Consider the following 17,221-nt stretch of genomic DNA (forward strand, 5'->3'; position numbering starts at 1 on the left):
GTTAACCGACCGTGCGTTGGCGGCGTGCTTCGTACAAGCACACGCCGCTGGCCACCGACACGTTCAAGCTCTCGACCGCACCCGACATGGGGATGCTGATGAGCTCGTCACACGTCTTGCGTGTGAGCTGACGCATGCCGTCACCCTCAGCACCCAACACCAAGGCCGTGGGGCCTTTGAGGTCGACTTGGTACAAGGTTTTGGGGGCGTCATCGCTGGTGCCGATGATCCAAATGTTGCGCTCTTTGAGTTCATTCAAGGTGCGCGCCAAGTTGGTCACCATGAAATAAGGCACGGTTTCGGCCGCGCCGCTGGCCACTTTGGCCACCGTGGCATTGATGCCCACGGCGTGATCTTTGGGCGCGATCACCGCATGGGCACCGGCACCATCGGCCACGCGCAAACACGCGCCTAGGTTGTGCGGGTCGGTCACGCCGTCGAGCACCAAAATCAAAGGGGACTCGATTTTCTCGATGCCTTCGAGCAACTCGTCCAGCGAATGGACCATCTTGATCTCGGTGACACGGGCCGCCACGCCTTGGTGGCCATGGCCGCCCGAAAGCTTGGCCAAACGCGGGCCATCGGCCTCGATCAAACGAATGCCGGCCTCGTTGGCGCGGTCGATGAACTGGCGCATGCGCGCATCACGGCGTGTGGGGTCGAAGTAGATTTCGATGACGGATTGCGGCGCTGTTTTAACGCGCACGCCAACGGCGTGAAAGCCGAAGAGAACTTTGGGGGCTGAAGACATAGGGTGTGATTATCCCTTGACTATCCCTTGACCTGCCCCGCCTCAATCGTGATGGCTTGGTCACACCGCGAAGCCAGCTTCAAATCATGGGTCACCAACACCAGCGTAGTACCCAATTCTTGGTTCAACGCAAACATCAAATCCATGATGCGCTCGCCGCTGGCATGGTCCAAACTACCGGTGGGTTCGTCGGCCAGCAGCAATGCGGGTTTGACCACAAAAGCGCGGGCCAGAGCCACGCGTTGCTGCTCGCCGCCCGACAGCACTTTGGGGTAATGGTTCAAGCGCTCGCCTAAACCGACACGCACCAGCATGTCTTTGGCGGCGGCACGTGGGTTGGGCAAGCCCGCCAACTCCAAGGGCAGCATGACGTTTTCAAGCGCGGTCATGTTGCCCAACAGCTGAAAGCTTTGAAACACAAAACCCACTTGGCGCGCGCGCAAAGCGGCGCGTTCGTCTTCGTTCAAGCTGAAGATGTCCACACCATCCAGCCACACGCTGCCCTGACTGGGCGTGTCCAAGCCCGCCATGATGGCCAGCAAGGTGCTTTTGCCCGAGCCCGAAGCGCCGACGATGGCCAGCGATTGCTGCGGAGCCAAAGTGAAATCGATATCGCGGAGAATGTCGAGTGTGCCCGTCGCGTCTTGAACCGATTTGAACAAGTGCGAGACGGCGATCAAGGGCGACACCGCAGCGTGTGTGTGTGCAGATGGGTTTTCTAAAGAGGATGTGGTCATGAAGCGCGATGGAATGTGGAGACGCGACTTTAACTTGGGCGCACTGGCCGCTGGGTTGACGGGGCTTTTGGGCCTGCGCACGGCATCGGCGCAAAACAACGTGATCTCATCGCGCGGCGAAGGCATGGATGGCGACGTCATTTCAACCGACCCTCGCCGCCGCCGTGCCCCAAACCCTTACGCCAACGCCATGAACAATGCCGTGCCCCCGCCCGGGTCGGCGCCTGCGGCCACCATTTTGGTGGTGGGCGACTCGTTGAGTGCCGAATACGGCATCACGCGCGGCAAAGGCTGGGTGGCGCTGCTGACCGAGAAGCTGCAAGTCGAACGCCCCGATGTGCGCGTGATCAACGCCAGCGTGAGCGGCGACACCACGGCGGGTGGCCGCTCTCGCCTGCCAGCCATGCTGGATCAAGTACGCCCCGTGCAAGTGGTGATTGAACTCGGCGGCAACGACGCGCTGCGCGGTCTCGACCTCAACAGCACACAAAACAATCTCGAAGCCATGATTCAAGCCTGCCGTGCCGTCAACGCTCGCGTGGTGTTGGTGGGCATGCAAATACCGCCCAACTACGGGCCCGATTACAGCGCCAAGTTCTCGGCCATGTTTGCCAACCTTGCCAAAAAACATCAAACGGGCCTTGTGCCGTTTTTCCTCAAAGGCATTGCCGACGCGCCGGATGCGGCCAACCAATTTCAACCCGACCGCATTCACCCCCGCGAAACGGCACACCCGCGCATGCTCAGCAATGTGTGGCCAGAAATCAAAAAGAACCTATAAGGCATCGCAGTGAGCGTTCATTTCATCTCGGCGCAAGACGCCATGGCCCGCATGGCCACGCCACTTGGCGAACCCGGCGGTTTCAGCACCATCATCGATGCGCGCAGCGAAGACGAGTACGCACTCGACCACCTGCCCGGCGCCGTCAACTGGCCCTCACTGAACAACGAAGAGCGCATCTTTGTGGGCACCATGTACAAGCAAGTCAATGCGTTTGAAGCGCAAAAGCACGGTGCCGCGCTGGTGGCGGCCAACATTGCGCGGCACATCCAGCGCGAAGTGCTGGAACTGCCCAAAAATTGGCAGCCCCTCATTTACTGTTGGCGCGGTGGAAAACGCAGCGGCTCGCTGTCGATGGTGCTGGGGCAAATTGGCTTCAAGATTCACCTGATTGAAGGTGGTTACAAAGCGTTTCGTGCGGCACTCGTGGAAGACATTCCTAAGCGCGTGGCCCCGCTGCAATTCAAAGTGATCTCGGGCCCGACAGGCTCTGGCAAAACTCGACTGCTTTATGCCTTGGCAGCCGAAGGCGCGCAAGTGCTGGACTTGGAAGAATTGGCCAGCCACCGCAGTTCCGTGCTGGGCCACATTCCGGGCCAACCGCAACCCAGCCAAAAATGCTTCGACACCATGGTGTGGCAAGCCCTGCGCAACTTTGACCCCACGCGCCCCGTGTTCGTGGAGTCTGAAAGCCGCAACGTGGGCAATTTGTCGATCCCTGAATCGCTGATGCTTGCGATGCGCGAAAGCCCCTGTTTTGAGTTGCAACTCAGCTTGGATGAGCGCGTGGCCTTGCTGATGGAGGACTACAACTTTTTCGTCGACGACCACGATCTGTTCTGCCGTCGTCTGGATGCGCTGGTGGCCATTCGCGGGAAAGCGGTGGTTGAGGGTTGGAAAGAACACATCCACACCGGCCATATTGAAGACGTGGTGCGCGAGCTGTTGGTGCTGCACTACGACCCAACCTACGCGTCATCGATGGTGCGTAACTTCACGCAAGCAGACAAGGCCACCGCCTGCGTAGCGGCCAATCGCCACGCGGAAAGCTTGCGTCAAGTGGCCCGTGATTTACTGCGGTAGTTCGCGCTGGCCTGGGGTGACCCGCACTCACGCGCGGTAAGCATGCCAACTGGCAAAGCCCAGCCAAGGCCCGACCAGCAGTAAACCGGCGGCTGAGGGCAGCATGGCCAGCACCACCAAGGCGGTGATGAGCGAGCCCCACAACAGCGACACGCCTGTGTGCTCAACAAACACACGCAAGCTGGTGATGCACGCAGTGATCGCATCGGTGTCACGGTCCAAAATCATGGGGATGGACACCATCATGCTGGCGAACACCAGCCCCGCAAAGAAGCCACCCACGCAGAGGTAGGCCACGATGAACTCCCAGTTTTGCGGGTTGAACACGGCCTCCAAAACCGTGGCGGTTGTGGGCATGCCACCCGTGTTGAAGAACACGGCAAACACCACCAAAGACGCACGCCCCCACAGCAGCTCCAACACGATCATGACCATGATGAGCATGCTCATGCTCTTCAGGTGAGACTCCCAACAGGTGAGAGAGCTGCCCATGCTTGGCGGCTCGCCGCGCGCCATGTGCATGCTCACGTCATAGAGCCCCATCGCTAAGAATGGGCCCACCAACAAGCAACCCGACACAGCAGACAAGGTGTACTCTGGGTTGCTTTTGAACACGGCCAACAAAATCAGCGCCATGAGCCAAAAAGAAAAACCGTAGAACAGCGAAATCAAGGGCTGCGACGCCATGTCGCGCAAGCCCATCCAGAGCCAACGAATGGGGTCGCCAAAGCCAATGGGGTTGATGTCAATGCGGTCGTGTTCTTCTTCGGGCACCAGTTCCTGCATGTCTCACCTTTCTTCTTTTCAAACGTGTAAATCAGCGATGTTCAATGCGCGCGCCATGTCTTTTTGTAAATCGCTGACGTGTTCGAGTCCAATGCAAAAGCGCACCACGCGCCCTGGCTTCAGATGCGCCGTGCCACGATGACGGCTAGAGGCCATGCTGTAGGGCATCACCAAGCTCATGGGGCCACCCCAGCTGTAGCCAATTTTGAACAGCTGCAAGGCGTCGCAAAACGCGTCCACTTGTTGGGCGGTGAAGCGTGCATCCATCACCACACTGAAAATACCAGCGGCTAAGCCTTCAGGCGCGTTGGGTGTCACACACAACTGTTGCCAATGGGCATGCCCCGGCGCACTGCTGAGCGCAGGATGCAGCACTTGGCTGAAGGCGGGCTGTGACGCACACCACGCCGCCAAGGTGCGTGCCGCCGTGTCTTGTGCCTTGTAACGCAACGGCAGACTGGGCAAAGCACGCAGCACAGCCTCGGCGTCGTTGGCACCCACACCTGTACCCAAGCGCATGTGGCTGAGCTTGAGGACACGCGCCAGTTCATCGCTGCGCGTGACGATGCTGCCCATCAGCACATCGCCACCGCCGCTGGGGTATTTGGTGAGCGCATGGATGGTCAAGTCCACCCCCAAGGTGGGCTGTCCTTGAGCGCCCTGCCCTGGCGTGAGGTCAAACGCATTGAATGCCAAGCCGGCACCCCAGGTGTTGTCGAGCGCGCAGAGCACACCACGTGCTTTGCACAGCTGCACCAAAGCAATCAGGTCTGGGAACTCCATCGTCACCGAGCCCGCCGCTTCGAGCCAGACCAAACGCGTGCGCTCGTTGATGCGCGCAGCCAAGTCGTTCACATCCAACGGGTCGTACACCTGATGCGTGATGCCAAAACGGGCCAACTCGCCCTCGGCCAAAGACTTGTTGGGCGCGTAGGCGTTGTCGGGAATCAACACCTCGTCGCCTGTTTTGAGCAGCGCAAAATCGACGTGTGCAATGGCGGCCAAACCGCTAGGGGTCAACAGACAATGCGTGCCGCCTTCCAAGGTGGCCAAGCGCTCTTCCAGCGTGAACGTGGTGGGCGTGCCATGCAAGCCGTAGGTGTAAGCCGACTTGTCCATCCACTCGCGCGTGCGCATGGCGGCCACGTTGGGGAAGATCACCGTGGAGGCTTTGAACACCCCGACTTGGGGCGCTTCAAACTCAGCGGGGGGAAGGTAGGCGTGGTGGATGAGATCGGTACTGCGAGGCATGCACACATATTACCTACTCTCGCCCACAGAAAAGACAAAATGACGGCGGACATAAAAAAACTCCGCGCAATGGCGGAGTTTTTTGAAAGCTAACGAAGGAAAGATTAAACCTTCCACTTCTCCAACAAAGCCGCTGGACGCATGTTGTCATACGGCTCGAAGGGTTGGTGAATCCATGGGTTGGTGGGCAAATAGTCCACCGAGTAGTCAGGCTTGAAGGCCGACACGCCTTTGGTCCAAATCACAGACGTACGCAGCTCGGTGATGGGCGCGTAGTTGTTTTTGAGTTGGTCCACCACGGCCTTCAAGGTGTGGCCTGTGTCAGCCAAGTCGTCCACCAACAGCACCTTGCCAGCGATTTCGCCTTTAGGTGTGGTGATGAAACGGGCGATGTCCAAGTGACCTTGCACAGTACCTGCGTCAGCGCGGTACGAACTGGTCGACATGATGGCCAAAGGCTTGTCAAAGATGCGCGACAAGATGTCACCAGGGCGCATGCCGCCACGGGCCAAGCACAGGATGGTGTCGAACTCCCAGCCGGATTGGTGAATCTTGATGGCGAGTTTTTCAATCAGGTTGTGGTACTCGTCGTAAGACACGTACAGGTGCTTGCCGTCTTCGGTCAACATATCAATGGTCCTTCAAAATAAAACTGGAATCAAAACGCCGCGTTAAGCCACGTAAGGGTGGGTCAACAAAATGGTGTGGTCGCGGTCAGGGCTGGTGGACACCATGTGAATGGGCACGCCAGTGGTTTCGGCAATACGGTTGAGGTAGTGCTGAGCGGCTTTGGGCAACTTGTTGTAGTCGGTCACGCCCACGGTGCTGTCGGTCCAGCCAGGGATGGTTTCGTAGATGGGCTTGCAACGCGAAATCTCATCGGCGCCCATGGGCAAGATGTCGATGGTTTGGCCATCCAATTCGTAGCCCACGCACAAGAGCAATTCGGTCAAGCCGTCGAGCACGTCGAGTTTGGTGATGCACAAACCGGTCAAACCGTTGACTTGCGCACTGCGCTTGAGCAAGGCAGCATCAAACCAGCCACAGCGACGCGAACGACCGGTGGTCACGCCTTTTTCGGCGCCCACGGTTGACATGTGGTAGCCAGGGTTGCCTGGGGTTTCCCAATCCAACTCTGTCGGGAACGGACCGCCGCCCACGCGTGTGCAATACGCCTTGGTGATGCCCAAGATGTAGTGCAACAAACCTGGGCCCACACCAGCGCCTGCGGCGGCGTTACCAGCCACGCAGTTGCTAGAGGTGACGAAGGGGTAAGTGCCGTGGTCGACGTCGAGCAAGGTGCCTTGTGCGCCTTCAAACAACAGGTTGGCACCGGCTTGGTGAGCTTCGTTCAACTCGCGTGACACGTCGGCCACCATCGGCAAGATTTCTTTGGCGTAAGCCATGGCTTCGTTGTAGACGGTGTCAAAGTCCACAGCGGGGGCGTGCAAGATGTCGGTCAACACATGGTTGTGCAGCTCGAGGTTCTCGCGCAGTTTGGTGGCGAAGCGCTCGGGGTGCTTCAGGTCTTGCACGCGCAAAGCACGGCGTGCAATTTTGTCTTCGTAGGCGGGGCCAATGCCGCGGCCTGTGGTGCCGATCTTGGCGGTACCCGCCTTCTCTTTGGCAGCTTCACGGGCGATGTCAATCGCTGCGTGGTAAGGCAAGATCAACGGGCAAGCTTCGCTGATGCGCAAGCGTGAGCGCACTTCGACGCCCGCTTTTTCCAAGCCCGCGATTTCTTCGAGCAACTTGGTGGCAGACAACACCACGCCGTTGCCGATGTAGCACTTCACGCCGGGGCGCATGATGCCGCTGGGGATCAAATGCAAAGCGGTTTTCACGCCGTTGATGACCAAGGTGTGGCCCGCGTTGTGGCCGCCTTGAAAGCGCACCACGCCGGTGGCGGTTTCGGTCAACCAATCGACCAATTTGCCTTTGCCTTCGTCACCCCATTGGGTGCCGACCACGACGACGTTACGGCCTTTGGTTGCAGCCACGGTTTGTCCTACGGGTTTGCTCATATCAACTTCGCTTGCTTAAAAAATTAAAGGGCAGGAACGGCGGGAACAGCTTGCACTGCCCATTGGCCGGTGACTTCGATCAATTCACGATCACAGTCAAATTCATCGACTTCACTCTCATGGCCTGGCATGACGCAGACCACGGTTTCGCCATTGGCACGCAAGGTGGCAATGGCTTCGCGCAAACCTTTGGCAGTTCCCCAAGGCGCACGAATGGCGGCTTTGAGGGCGCGCTCGGGCACCACGCTGACCAACTCTTTCAGGTCCAAACTGAATCCTGCGGCTGGGCGCTTACGGCCAAACACGGCGCCAACCTCATCGTAGCGGCCACCGCGCACCAAGGCATCGCTGGCACCTGGCACAAAAATGGCAAAGCGCACGCCGCTGTAGTAGGCGTAGCCACGCAGATCGGCCAAGTCAAAAGTGGTGGGCACATCGCCCAAGTCAGCCGCGATTTGACGCAACTCTGCCAACGCTTGCATCACCACCGGCCAAGCTGCAAAGGCCTTCTCGGCTTGCGTCAACACCGAACCGTCGCCGTACATGCCGCCCAAAGCCACCAAGGCGGCGCGCACGTTGGCGGGCAAATCTTGGGTCAAGGCTTGAACACCCAAGGTGTCTTTGGCAGCCAACGCGCTGTGCAAGGCATCGCGCGCCTCCGCCGTCAAGGTCACGCCACTCAACAAGGCGGGCACGATGCGGGCGTCGCTCAAGTCGACCGTGTATTTCGCAATGGACACGGCTTTGAGCGTGTCTAGGGCCAAGTGCAACACTTCAAGATCAGCCTCAATGCCTGCATGGCCGTAAATTTCGGCACCAAATTGCAAAGGCTCACGCGTGGCAAAAGGACGGTCTGGGCGGGTGTGCAGCACGGGGCCGCAGTAGCACAGGCGCGTCACGCCAGCACGGTTGAGTAGATGGGCGTCAATGCGCGCGACTTGCGGCGTGGTGTCTGCTCGCAGCCCAAGGGTGCGACCCGAGAGTTGGTCGACCAGTTTGAACGTTTGTAAATCGAGTGCGCGGCCGGTGCCGGACAACAACGATTCGAGGTATTCGAGCAGCGGCGGCATGACCAGCTCGTAGCCGTAGCCTCTCGCTGTGTCGAGATACAAACGACGCAGCTCTTCGATGTGCCGGGCCTCAGAAGGCAGAACATCGGCGATGTGATCCGGCAAAACCCAAGCGGACATGTGATTGATGGAGGCTGTTAAAACAGAGATTTTACCGGTCTTCTCGGGCATTAACCCAGCCACCAGAGCATCAAAAGTCCAACAAACACGCAGACCAAACCAAAAAAGCGGATTTGACCGTTGTGCAGAGCCAAAACCTGCACCATTCTCTGACGCCAGCCCTCGGGCGAAATAAGGGGAAATAGCCCTTCAACGATCAGCATCAAGCCGAACGCCACCCACAGCGTATCGCCGTCAAAACTCATGCGACCGCCCTTTTACTTTTTAGGTGCGGGCGCGTTGCCACCACCACTGCCGCGCATGGCCTTGAAAAAGTCGCTCGACGGATCAAGCACCATCACGTCGCCCTTTTTGTTGAACGTGGCTTTGTAGGCTTCAAGGCTGCGGTAGAACTGCGCAAACTGCGCGTCACGGCCAAACGATTCGGCATAAATGCGGGCAGCTTGGGCATCGCCCTCGCCTTTGATGATCTGCGCTTCGCGGTACGCATTGGCCACGGTCACTTCGCGTTGGCGGTCGGCATCGGCGCGAATTTTTTCACCTTCAGCGGCACCTGTTGAACGCAGCTCGTTGGCCACGCGTTTGCGCTCGGCTTCCATGCGGCGGTACACCGATTCGGTGATCGCATCCACATAGTCGGTGCGGGTGATGCGCACATCCACCACATCCACGCCCCAAGGCTTGGCACCTTTGACAGCGGCCAGCACTTCGCGTTTGACGTCTTCCAGCAATGCTTCGCGCTTGAGCGACAGCAATTCTTTCACCGTGCGTTTGTTGATTTCTTCTTGAAACGCATTGCGCACCACGCGGGCGAGTTGAATGGCGCCTGCGTTTTCGTCTAAACCAACGTTGCGGATGTATTGCGACGGATCGGTGATGCGCCAACGGGCGTACCAATCGATCACGACACGTTGTTTTTCAGCCGTCAACATGGGTTCGGTGTCGGCGTTGTCCAAGGTGAGCAAACGCTTGTCGATGTAGCTCACGTTTTGGAACGGCGGCGGCAACTTGACGTTCAGACCGGGCTCGGTGATGACGTTTTTGATTTGGCCAAACGAATACACCACACCGAACTGGCGCTGGTCCACCACAAACAAGGTCGAGCTCAGCAAGGCCAAGGCCACCAACGCGGAAGAAATGTAGAAACCGATTTTGTTGTTTTGCATCTTGTGTCCCCTGATCAACGGCCGTCGCGGTCGCGTGAGCGGCCATCGCGCGCACGCGCGTCGCTTGCTGCAGGGTTAGCGCTGATCGCGTTGGCACCCGTGTTGGCAGCGTCTGAGGCGGGTGTGGTCGCGGTCGCGTTGGCTGCGTTGGTTTGTTGAATGATCTTGTCCAACGGCAAATAGAGCAAGTTGGAACCTTGCTTGGTGTCCACCAACACCTTGGTAGTGTTGCTGTAAATCTGCTGCATCGCGTCGATGTACAAACGGTCGCGCATGACTTGCGGCGCCTTTTGATACTCCCCCACCAGCGACTTAAAGCGTTGTGCATCGCCTTCGGCTTGCGCGACAATGCGGGCTTTGTAGCCATCGGCCTCTTGCTTCAAACGCGAAGCCGCACCCACAGCGCGTGGCACCACGTCGTTGGCGTAGGCTTCGGCTTCGTTTTTGGCGCGCTCACGCTCTTGTCCGGCTTTGAGCACATCGTCAAAAGCAGCTTGCACTTGCTCGGGCGGACGCACGCCACCTTGCTGCAAGTTGATGCCCACCACCTCAATGCCCACTTTGTATTGGTCCAGAATGGCTTGCATCAGAGTGCGAATGCGTGGACCAATTTGGTCACGCTCTTCAGACATCGCCGCATCCATCTTCATCTTGCCCACCACTTCGCGCACCGCAGTTTCAGCCGCTTGCACCACGGTATCGGTGGGGTTCTTGGTTTCAAACAAGTAAGCGCGCGCGTCGGTCAAGCGGTATTGAACGGCAAACTTGATCTCTAAGATGTTTTCATCTTCGGTCAACATGGCTGACTCGCGCAGCCCCGTGGCTTTGATGATGTTGTCACGACCCACATCGACCGAGCGAATTTGCGTCACAAACACCAACTCATTGCGCTGGAAGGGATAAGGCAGACGCCAGTTGAAACCCGCACCCACGGTCGAGTGATAGCGACCAAACTGCGTGATCACCGCTTGTTGGCCTTCTTGCACGATGAAAAAGCCGGTCGACAGCCAAATGGCCACCAACACCGCAGCAATCACGCCAATGCCAAAACGTGCCACTTTGAACGGCGGGCCTGATGGGTCGCCAGAAGGAGGTGGTGTAGGGCCGCCTTTGCGTTGACCAAACAAACCCGCCAACTTGGCATTGAAATCACGCCACAACTCATCCAAATCAGGTGGGCCACCTGCAGCAGGCCCCTGTGGTTTTTTGTCGTCTGGCTTGGGCTCACTGGGGCCAGATTTGGCGCCGTTGTCGTTGTCACGACCCCAACGGCCGTCGTTGAGGTTGAACATGCCGAGCCCTCGCGACAGCCAAGAGCTTGGGGTCACGTTGTTTGAATTGGAGTTCATGCGCATGGTTGTTATTTCTCTGAAGTCTTCATTGTGCCCAAGTTGGGGCTTCATTCGTCAGATGTTGGATAAGACGTGAGGTCATCAGGCATGTCTTGCAAGGCCTCTTGGGCCAAATATTCACGCAACCCCGCCAAACCTTCGCCAGATTTGGCGCTCACAAAGAACCTTGGAATCGCCACACCGTCCACCGTGTAATGGTCTTGCATCAGCAAGGGGCGTGTTTCTTCAGGCATCGCGTCAAGTTTATTGAACACCAAAACTTGCGGCACATCGGCGGCACCAATCTCGGCCAAGACCTTTTGCACCTCGGCCATTTGCTCTGGAAAGTTGGGGTTGGAGGCGTCCACCACATGCATCAACAAACTGGCGTCGGCGGCCTCTTGCAAAGTGGCTTGAAAGGCGTCAATCAAGCCGTGCGGCAAATCGCGGATGAAACCCACCGTGTCTGACAGCGACACCGAACGGCCTACCCCCTCTTTGTTACCCAAATAGAGTTGACGCGTGGTGGTGTCCAGCGTGGCAAACAATTGGTCGGCTGCGTAGGCACGGGCTTTGACCATGGCGTTGAACAAGGTCGACTTGCCGGCGTTGGTGTAGCCCACCAAGGAAATGGTGAAGGCATCGCGGCGGTTGCGCTGACGGCGCTGGGTGCTGCGTTGGCGTTTGACCTTTTCGAGGCGCTCGCGGGTGCGCTTGATGGCGTCGCCAATCATGCGGCGGTCCAACTCCATCTGGGTTTCGCCAGGGCCACCGCGCATGCCAATACCGCCGCTTTGTCGCTCCAAATGCGACCATCGACGCACCAAACGCGTGCTGAGGTATTGCAGTTTGGCCAATTCGACTTGCAATTTGCCTTCATGGCTGCGGGCGCGCTGGGCAAAGATTTCTAAAATCAAAAAGGTACGGTCGTTGACGGGCATGCCCATATGGCGCTCTAAGTTGCGCTGCTGGGCAGGACTCAAAGGCTGCTCAAACAAAATCTCAACGGCGCCGTGTAGCGTGGCGAGTTCTTTGATTTCATCGGCTTTGCCGCTGCCAACGAACAAGGCGGCATCGGGGGCTTTGCGCTTGCAGGTCAGGCGTGCGACGGGGTGGAGGCCCGCAGTTTGGGCCAACAGGCCCAACTCTTCGAGTTCATTGTCGAAATGGGGCAAACCAAAATTAACCCCGACCAACAAGGTGGGGGCAACGTTTTTACGGTCAGAGTCGTTCAAGCGGTCAGTCTAAAAAAATAAAGGCGTAAAAAAAGGGCTGTGACCAGCCCTTTTTGCAGAGCTACCCAGCTCAAACTTCGGGCGAACTGCCCGTACCGTCGGTGGGGTTGAAGTTCACAGCACGGCCCGGCACGATGGTCGAGATGGCGTGTTTGTAAACCATTTGCGTCACGGTGTTGCGCAACAGCACCACGTATTGGTCGAACGACTCGATTTGGCCTTGCAATTTGATGCCGTTGACCAAATAAATGGACACGGGCACATGCTCGCGACGGAGGATGTTCAGAAAAGGATCTTGCAACAGCTGGCCTTTGTTTTTTGAGTTGTCGGTGTTCACGATATTCTCCGTGTTTCAGTGGTTGTGAAGAGTTCTGACCTTACCACAGCAAGAGGCAAAAGACCTCAAGCGTCCTTATCCTTGTAGGGATTCTGGGAGGTTTTCATCTCAATGCGCAAAGGCGTGCCTTCCAGCGAAAACGCCTTGCGGAAACGGCCTTCCAAGAAGCGTTTGTAGGTGTCCGTGACGTGCTCAAGCGAATTGCCGTGAATCACGATCACAGGTGGGTTCATGCCACCTTGGTGGGCATAACGCAGCTTGGGACGGAACATGCCTCCGCGTTGCGGGCTTTGGAACTGCACCGCTTCGAGCAACAAACGCGTGAGGACAGGCGTGGACATTTTGCACATCGCAGCACGATGCGCTTGCGCAATGGCACCCCACAAAGGGCCCAAACCTTGACGTTTCTTGGCAGAGATGAAATGCAAGGCCGCAAACTTCAAGAACGGCAAACGTGTCTCGATCGAGCGCATCAACATTTCGCGCTGGTAAGAGTCCACCGCATCCCATTTGTTCACGGCCACCACCACGGCACGACCGCTTTCCAAGATGTAGCCCGCGATGTGCGCGTCTTGGTCAGTCACGCCTTGGGTGGCATCGAGCAACAGCAGCACCACATTGGATGATTCGATGGCTTGCAAGGTCTTGACGACCGAGAACTTCTCGATGGCCTCAAACACTTTGCCTTTGCGGCGCAAACCTGCGGTGTCGATCAGCTCAAACTTTTGGCCTTCGCGCTCAAATGGCACGCTGATGGCGTCGCGCGTGGTACCGGGCATGTCAAATGCCACCAAGCGCTCTTCGCCCAACCACGTGTTGATGAGGGTCGACTTGCCCACGTTGGGACGGCCAGCCACAGCCAGCTTGATCGAGCCGTCGTCCACGACTTCGGCGTCTTCGTCGATCTCGGGCAAGTTCAAGGTGGCCAAAGCCATCTCGACCAAGTCGCGCACACCTTGGCCATGCGAGGCCGACACAGGCAGCACTTCACCTAAGCCCAGCTCGTAAAACTCCACCAGCTGAGCGCCCTCTTTCATGCCCTCGGCTTTGTTGGCGACCAGCAGCGTGGGCTTGCCCAAACGACGCAGGTAATTGGCAATGTCATGGTCTTGGGCCGAAATACCGCCACGCGCATCGACCACAAACACCACCACGTCAGCCTCCGCCACGGCTTGGCGAGTTTGACGGGCCATTTCTTTGTAGATGCCATCGTGTGCATCGGGCTCAAAGCCACCGGTGTCGATGACGATGTATTCGTGCTTGCCCAAGTGCCCGTTGCCATAGTGGCGGTCACGGGTCAGGCCAGCGAAGTCGGCCACGATCGCATCACGCGTCTTGGTCAAACGGTTAAACAACGTGGACTTGCCAACGTTGGGGCGGCCCACCAGGGCCAATACGGGTTTCAAAACTTATTCCTTAAACATTCCCAATTACGGGAGTTGCAGGCCTGTCACGCGACCTTCGCGTGTGACCAACACATAACGCTCACCCGCCAAAACAGGCGCAGCAGCGAGTTCGCTGCCTTCCAGCTTGACGCGGTTGAGCAAGGCACCATCGGCCAATGACAAGACATACAGCCAACCGCCGTCGTCTGCCGCCAACACGCCACGAGGCGTGACCAAAGGCGCACTGAGCACACGATATTTCAGACGTTCGGTTTCCCAAACGCGCTCGCCGTTGTTGCGGTTCCAGGCCTGAACCACGCCGTTCGCGAGTCCAGCAATGAGCACGTTCTCGTTGCCGCTCACGCCTCGGGCGCCTGCTGCGGCACGGGTCCACACGCCCTGCCCGCTTTGGGCATTGACGCAACCGATTTGTGACTGAAAGGCACGCACACAAACGCTGTCGCCCAAACGGTCGGTCGGGCTCAGCAAGTCCACCAAACGCTCGACGTCATTGGTACCACGCGGCGAAGCAATGGCCGATTCCCAGCGAATCACGCCGGTGTTGGGGTTCAGGCCCACCAAGCGACCGGCAAAACCAGTGATCAAGGTGTCTTTGAAGGCCATCAACACGCCGGCTTGCTTGAGCACCAAAGGCTCGCCGGTGCGTTGCTGGGTCCACAACTTGGCCCCTGAGCTGCCATCGAAAGCGAGCACTGAGCGATCAGCTGTGAGCACGAACACGCGCGCCCCTGCCACCAAAGGCGCGGTAAACGACTGCGCAGGCAAGGTCTGACGCCATTGCACTTGGCCATCACGCATGACCACCAACTGGTTGTCACGGGTGATGATGGCGGCTTGTTGACCATCACTGCCCACACCCGCGGCAATGGGCTGCTTCAAATTCAAACGCCACACGTCTTTGCCCGTGGCGGCATCCAGCATCGCCACGACGCCTTCGCTGTTGGCCAACGCCACACGGCCTTCACGCGCCGTCACCACCAAGGGAAAATTGACTTCGCCCAATGCGGTCGACCAGCTGGTGCGCACATCTTGCAGCACCGACACGACCGGAATATCTGCCGGTTTTGGTCGCGACGACGAACATGCCGCCAGTGCCAAACACACAGCGGCATAAGCCAGACGTGACATCACAAGCGCGGCGTTGAATTTCACTTCTTAGACTCCACAGCAGCTTTTTCTTCGGGGTCGGCCCCCAAAGCTGCGAGTTTGACGGCCACCAAACGGCGGTATTCAGCGTTGGGCTCCAAGCCTTTCCAAGCGTCTTGGTAATGCTTCACGGCTTCTTGGGGCTTGCCTTCGAGCATGTCGAGGTCACCCAAACGGTCGGCCATCAAAGGCGCAAACGCTGCAGGCACTTTGGCGGTGAGTTGCTTGCGCGCATCGTCGAATGCTTTTTCTTCAATCAGCAAGGCTGCCAAACGCAAACGCGCCAAGGCTTGGTAGCCTTCGTCGCCGGCTTTGTCGCTCACCCATGTCAATTGGGCTTTGGCATCTTTGGCGCGGTCTTTGTCTTGGTACACGCGTGCCGCTAACAATGCCGCTTGTTGCGCATAAGTCGTGCTGGCAAATTTGTCTTTGATGTCGGCCAATGAGCGGTCCAACAAAGGCATGTCGGCGCTCATGGCTGCGCGCTCGACGGTGTCGTACAAGGCGGCAGATTGCGCCGCTTGCTTGACCGAATAGGACTGCCAGCCCATCCAAGCGGCGTAGCTGCCCAGCACGGCAATCAGCACCCATGTGATGAGGTCGCCCCAGCGCTTCCAGAAGTGCTTGAGTTCATCGAGTTGTTCTTGTTCTTCGAGGTCGAGGTGCGAGGCCATAGTGATCAATGCTTACAAAAAGTTACGCGGATTGTAGGACGGCCGCTCAGGCTGCCACGCTTTGAGGCTGGGCAAGGCTTTGCGCCACACACGCGGCGACATCGACGAGTGGCACCGCTTGCTGGGCCCCCACACCGTCACGCAAAGACTTGAGGGTGACTTCGCCACGGGCCAACTCATCGCCCCCAAAAATCAGGGCGAAACGAGCGCCACTGCCATCGGCCTTTTTGAACTGCGATTTCATGCTGCCCATGCCCTCGCCTGCCCCTGCATGCATTTGCACCGACATGCCTTGCGCGCGCAGGGTTTGGATGGTTTTGAACACCACGGGCAACGCGGAGGCGTCAGGCACGATGGCGTACACGTCAGGCCCCACGGCCTCGGGCAATGTGCCCTGCTCTTTGAGCAACTCCAGCACACGCTCCACCCCCAAAGCCCAGCCCACGGCCGGTGCAGGCTTGCCGCCCACTTGCTCGATCAGGTAGTCGTAACGGCCACCGCCGCAGATGGTGCCTTGCGAGCCCAAACGGTCGGTCACGAACTCAAACACCGTGAGGTTGTAGTAATCCATGCCACGCACCAAGCGTGGGTTGATGCGATAGCTCACACCGCTGGCATCCAAAATGGCGCGCACTGCGTTGAAGTGGGCCAACGAGGCCTCCCCCAAAAAGTCCATCAGTTTCGGCGCGGCTTCGACCACAGCTTGAATTGCTGGGTTTTTGGTGTCCAAGATGCGCAGCGGGTTGCTGTGCAAGCGGCGCTTGGCTTCTTCGTCCAGCACATCAAGGTGCTGTTCCAAATGCGTGATCAAGGCGGCGCGGTGCGCGGCGCGCTCGTTGGGCTGACCCAAACTGTTGAGTTCCAAACGCACGTCTTGCAAACCCAACTCTTGCCACAGCGTCGCCGCCAACAAAATGAGTTCGGCATCCACCTCAGCCCCCGGAAAGCCCAAAGCCTCCGCACCGATTTGATGAAACTGGCGATAGCGGCCGCGTTGTGGCCGCTCGTGGCGAAACATCGGGCCCATGTAATACAAGCGCTTGCCGCCGTCGTACAGCATGTTGTGCTCAACCATCGCACGCACGACACCAGCAGTGGCCTCGGGACGCAGCGTGAGTTGCTCGCCGTTCAACCGGTCTTCAAAGGAGTACATCTCCTTTTCCACAATGTCGGTCACTTCGCCCAAGCCACGCACAAACAAAGCGGTGGGTTCGACGATGGGCGTGCGCAAGTTGCGGTACGCGTGACGGGCCATCAAGCCGCGCACTTTGTCTTCGAGCCACTCCCATTGGGCCGAGGCTGGGGGCAACAAGTCGTTCATGC

The 17,221-nt window shown here is 58.3% G+C and carries 18 protein-coding genes; 2 read left to right on the top strand and 16 right to left on the bottom strand.

From position 1 onward, the window contains the following. Position 1: 1 nt before the first annotated feature. Positions 2-751, bottom strand: a complete 750-nt coding sequence (gene rlmB / locus RMS95_RS12570) for a 23S rRNA (guanosine(2251)-2'-O)-methyltransferase RlmB (RefSeq protein WP_310646548.1) — start codon at positions 749-751, stop codon at positions 2-4. A 20-nt stretch (positions 752-771) separates the two neighbouring features. After that, on the bottom strand, positions 772-1,488 hold the full coding sequence (locus tag RMS95_RS12575; RefSeq protein ID WP_310646549.1) for an ABC transporter ATP-binding protein: 717 nt from the start codon (positions 1,486-1,488) through the stop codon (positions 772-774). Positions 1,489-1,678: 190 nt separating this feature from the next. Here RMS95_RS12575 and RMS95_RS12580 point away from each other — a divergent pair, with 190 nt between their 5' ends. After that, positions 1,679-2,269: an arylesterase gene (locus RMS95_RS12580; protein ID WP_310646602.1), complete on the top strand. Its 591-nt coding sequence runs from the start codon at positions 1,679-1,681 to the stop codon at positions 2,267-2,269. A gap of 9 nt (positions 2,270-2,278) precedes the next feature. Then, entirely contained in the window at positions 2,279-3,352 is a 1,074-nt protein-coding gene (gene mnmH, locus RMS95_RS12585; RefSeq protein ID WP_310646550.1) for a tRNA 2-selenouridine(34) synthase MnmH, read from the top strand. 27 nt (positions 3,353-3,379) lie between these two features. Here mnmH and RMS95_RS12590 read toward each other — a convergent pair whose 3' ends face one another. The 14 genes from RMS95_RS12590 to hisS form a co-directional block, all read right to left on the bottom strand. Then, positions 3,380-4,138: a DUF2189 domain-containing protein gene (locus RMS95_RS12590; protein ID WP_310646551.1), complete on the bottom strand. Its 759-nt coding sequence runs from the start codon at positions 4,136-4,138 to the stop codon at positions 3,380-3,382. 18 nt (positions 4,139-4,156) lie between these two features. After that, positions 4,157-5,389, bottom strand: a complete 1,233-nt coding sequence (locus RMS95_RS12595) for a PLP-dependent transferase (protein WP_310646552.1) — start codon at positions 5,387-5,389, stop codon at positions 4,157-4,159. Positions 5,390-5,493: 104 nt separating this feature from the next. After that, positions 5,494-6,018 carry a phosphoribosyltransferase gene (locus tag RMS95_RS12600; protein WP_104798696.1) on the bottom strand — a complete coding sequence of 175 codons (525 nt, stop codon included), beginning with the start codon at positions 6,016-6,018 and terminating at the stop codon, positions 5,494-5,496. A 42-nt stretch (positions 6,019-6,060) separates the two neighbouring features. Beyond that, entirely contained in the window at positions 6,061-7,389 is a 1,329-nt protein-coding gene (locus RMS95_RS12605; protein ID WP_310646603.1) for an adenylosuccinate synthase, read from the bottom strand. 47 nt (positions 7,390-7,436) lie between these two features. Continuing rightward, positions 7,437-8,603, bottom strand: coding sequence for an ATP phosphoribosyltransferase regulatory subunit (locus RMS95_RS12610; RefSeq protein ID WP_310646553.1), 1,167 nt, complete (start codon positions 8,601-8,603; stop codon positions 7,437-7,439). 50 nt (positions 8,604-8,653) lie between these two features. After that, entirely contained in the window at positions 8,654-8,848 is a 195-nt protein-coding gene (locus RMS95_RS12615; RefSeq protein ID WP_310646554.1) for a DUF2065 domain-containing protein, read from the bottom strand. Positions 8,849-8,860: 12 nt separating this feature from the next. After that, positions 8,861-9,769 carry a protease modulator HflC gene (hflC, locus tag RMS95_RS12620; protein WP_310646555.1) on the bottom strand — a complete coding sequence of 303 codons (909 nt, stop codon included), beginning with the start codon at positions 9,767-9,769 and terminating at the stop codon, positions 8,861-8,863. Positions 9,770-9,783: 14 nt separating this feature from the next. After that, entirely contained in the window at positions 9,784-11,118 is a 1,335-nt protein-coding gene (gene hflK / locus RMS95_RS12625; RefSeq protein WP_310646556.1) for an FtsH protease activity modulator HflK, read from the bottom strand. 50 nt (positions 11,119-11,168) lie between these two features. Further along, a complete protein-coding gene (hflX, locus tag RMS95_RS12630; RefSeq protein ID WP_310646557.1) occupies positions 11,169-12,335 on the bottom strand; it encodes a GTPase HflX in 1,167 nt (388 codons plus the stop codon). Positions 12,336-12,405: 70 nt separating this feature from the next. Then, a complete protein-coding gene (gene hfq, locus RMS95_RS12635) occupies positions 12,406-12,672 on the bottom strand; it encodes an RNA chaperone Hfq (protein ID WP_104798699.1) in 267 nt (88 codons plus the stop codon). Positions 12,673-12,737: 65 nt separating this feature from the next. Next, on the bottom strand, positions 12,738-14,078 hold the full coding sequence (der, locus tag RMS95_RS12640) for a ribosome biogenesis GTPase Der (protein ID WP_310646558.1): 1,341 nt from the start codon (positions 14,076-14,078) through the stop codon (positions 12,738-12,740). A 24-nt stretch (positions 14,079-14,102) separates the two neighbouring features. Then, positions 14,103-15,230, bottom strand: coding sequence for an outer membrane protein assembly factor BamB (bamB, locus tag RMS95_RS12645; protein ID WP_310646559.1), 1,128 nt, complete (start codon positions 15,228-15,230; stop codon positions 14,103-14,105). Beyond that, positions 15,227-15,898 (bottom strand): tetratricopeptide repeat protein, encoded by a 672-nt coding sequence (locus RMS95_RS12650; RefSeq protein WP_310646560.1) that lies wholly within the window; start codon positions 15,896-15,898, stop codon positions 15,227-15,229. Before RMS95_RS12650 ends, bamB begins: the two co-directional genes overlap by 4 nt. 46 nt (positions 15,899-15,944) lie before the next feature. Next, positions 15,945-17,219, bottom strand: coding sequence for a histidine--tRNA ligase (gene hisS / locus RMS95_RS12655; RefSeq protein WP_310646604.1), 1,275 nt, complete (start codon positions 17,217-17,219; stop codon positions 15,945-15,947). Positions 17,220-17,221 lie beyond the last annotated feature (2 nt).

The organism is Limnohabitans sp. (assembly GCF_031539175.1).
Classification (GTDB): Bacteria; Pseudomonadota; Gammaproteobacteria; order Burkholderiales; family Burkholderiaceae_C; genus Limnohabitans.

Coding starts and splice junctions, on each gene's coding strand:
- rlmB (WP_310646548.1), bottom strand. CDS start 751: ATGTCTTCAGCCCCCAAAGTTCTCTTCGGCTTTCACGCCGTTGGCGTG.
- RMS95_RS12575 (WP_310646549.1), bottom strand. CDS start 1,488: ATGACCACATCCTCTTTAGAAAACCCATCTGCACACACACACGCTGCG.
- RMS95_RS12580 (WP_310646602.1), top strand. CDS start 1,679: ATGAACAATGCCGTGCCCCCGCCCGGGTCGGCGCCTGCGGCCACCATT.
- RMS95_RS12590 (WP_310646551.1), bottom strand. CDS start 4,138: ATGCAGGAACTGGTGCCCGAAGAAGAACACGACCGCATTGACATCAAC.
- RMS95_RS12595 (WP_310646552.1), bottom strand. CDS start 5,389: ATGCCTCGCAGTACCGATCTCATCCACCACGCCTACCTTCCCCCCGCT.
- RMS95_RS12600 (WP_104798696.1), bottom strand. CDS start 6,018: ATGTTGACCGAAGACGGCAAGCACCTGTACGTGTCTTACGACGAGTAC.
- RMS95_RS12610 (WP_310646553.1), bottom strand. CDS start 8,603: ATGTCCGCTTGGGTTTTGCCGGATCACATCGCCGATGTTCTGCCTTCT.
- RMS95_RS12615 (WP_310646554.1), bottom strand. CDS start 8,848: ATGAGTTTTGACGGCGATACGCTGTGGGTGGCGTTCGGCTTGATGCTG.
- hflC (WP_310646555.1), bottom strand. CDS start 9,769: ATGCAAAACAACAAAATCGGTTTCTACATTTCTTCCGCGTTGGTGGCC.
- hflK (WP_310646556.1), bottom strand. CDS start 11,118: ATGAACTCCAATTCAAACAACGTGACCCCAAGCTCTTGGCTGTCGCGA.
- RMS95_RS12650 (WP_310646560.1), bottom strand. CDS start 15,898: ATGGCCTCGCACCTCGACCTCGAAGAACAAGAACAACTCGATGAACTC.
- hisS (WP_310646604.1), bottom strand. CDS start 17,219: ATGAACGACTTGTTGCCCCCAGCCTCGGCCCAATGGGAGTGGCTCGAA.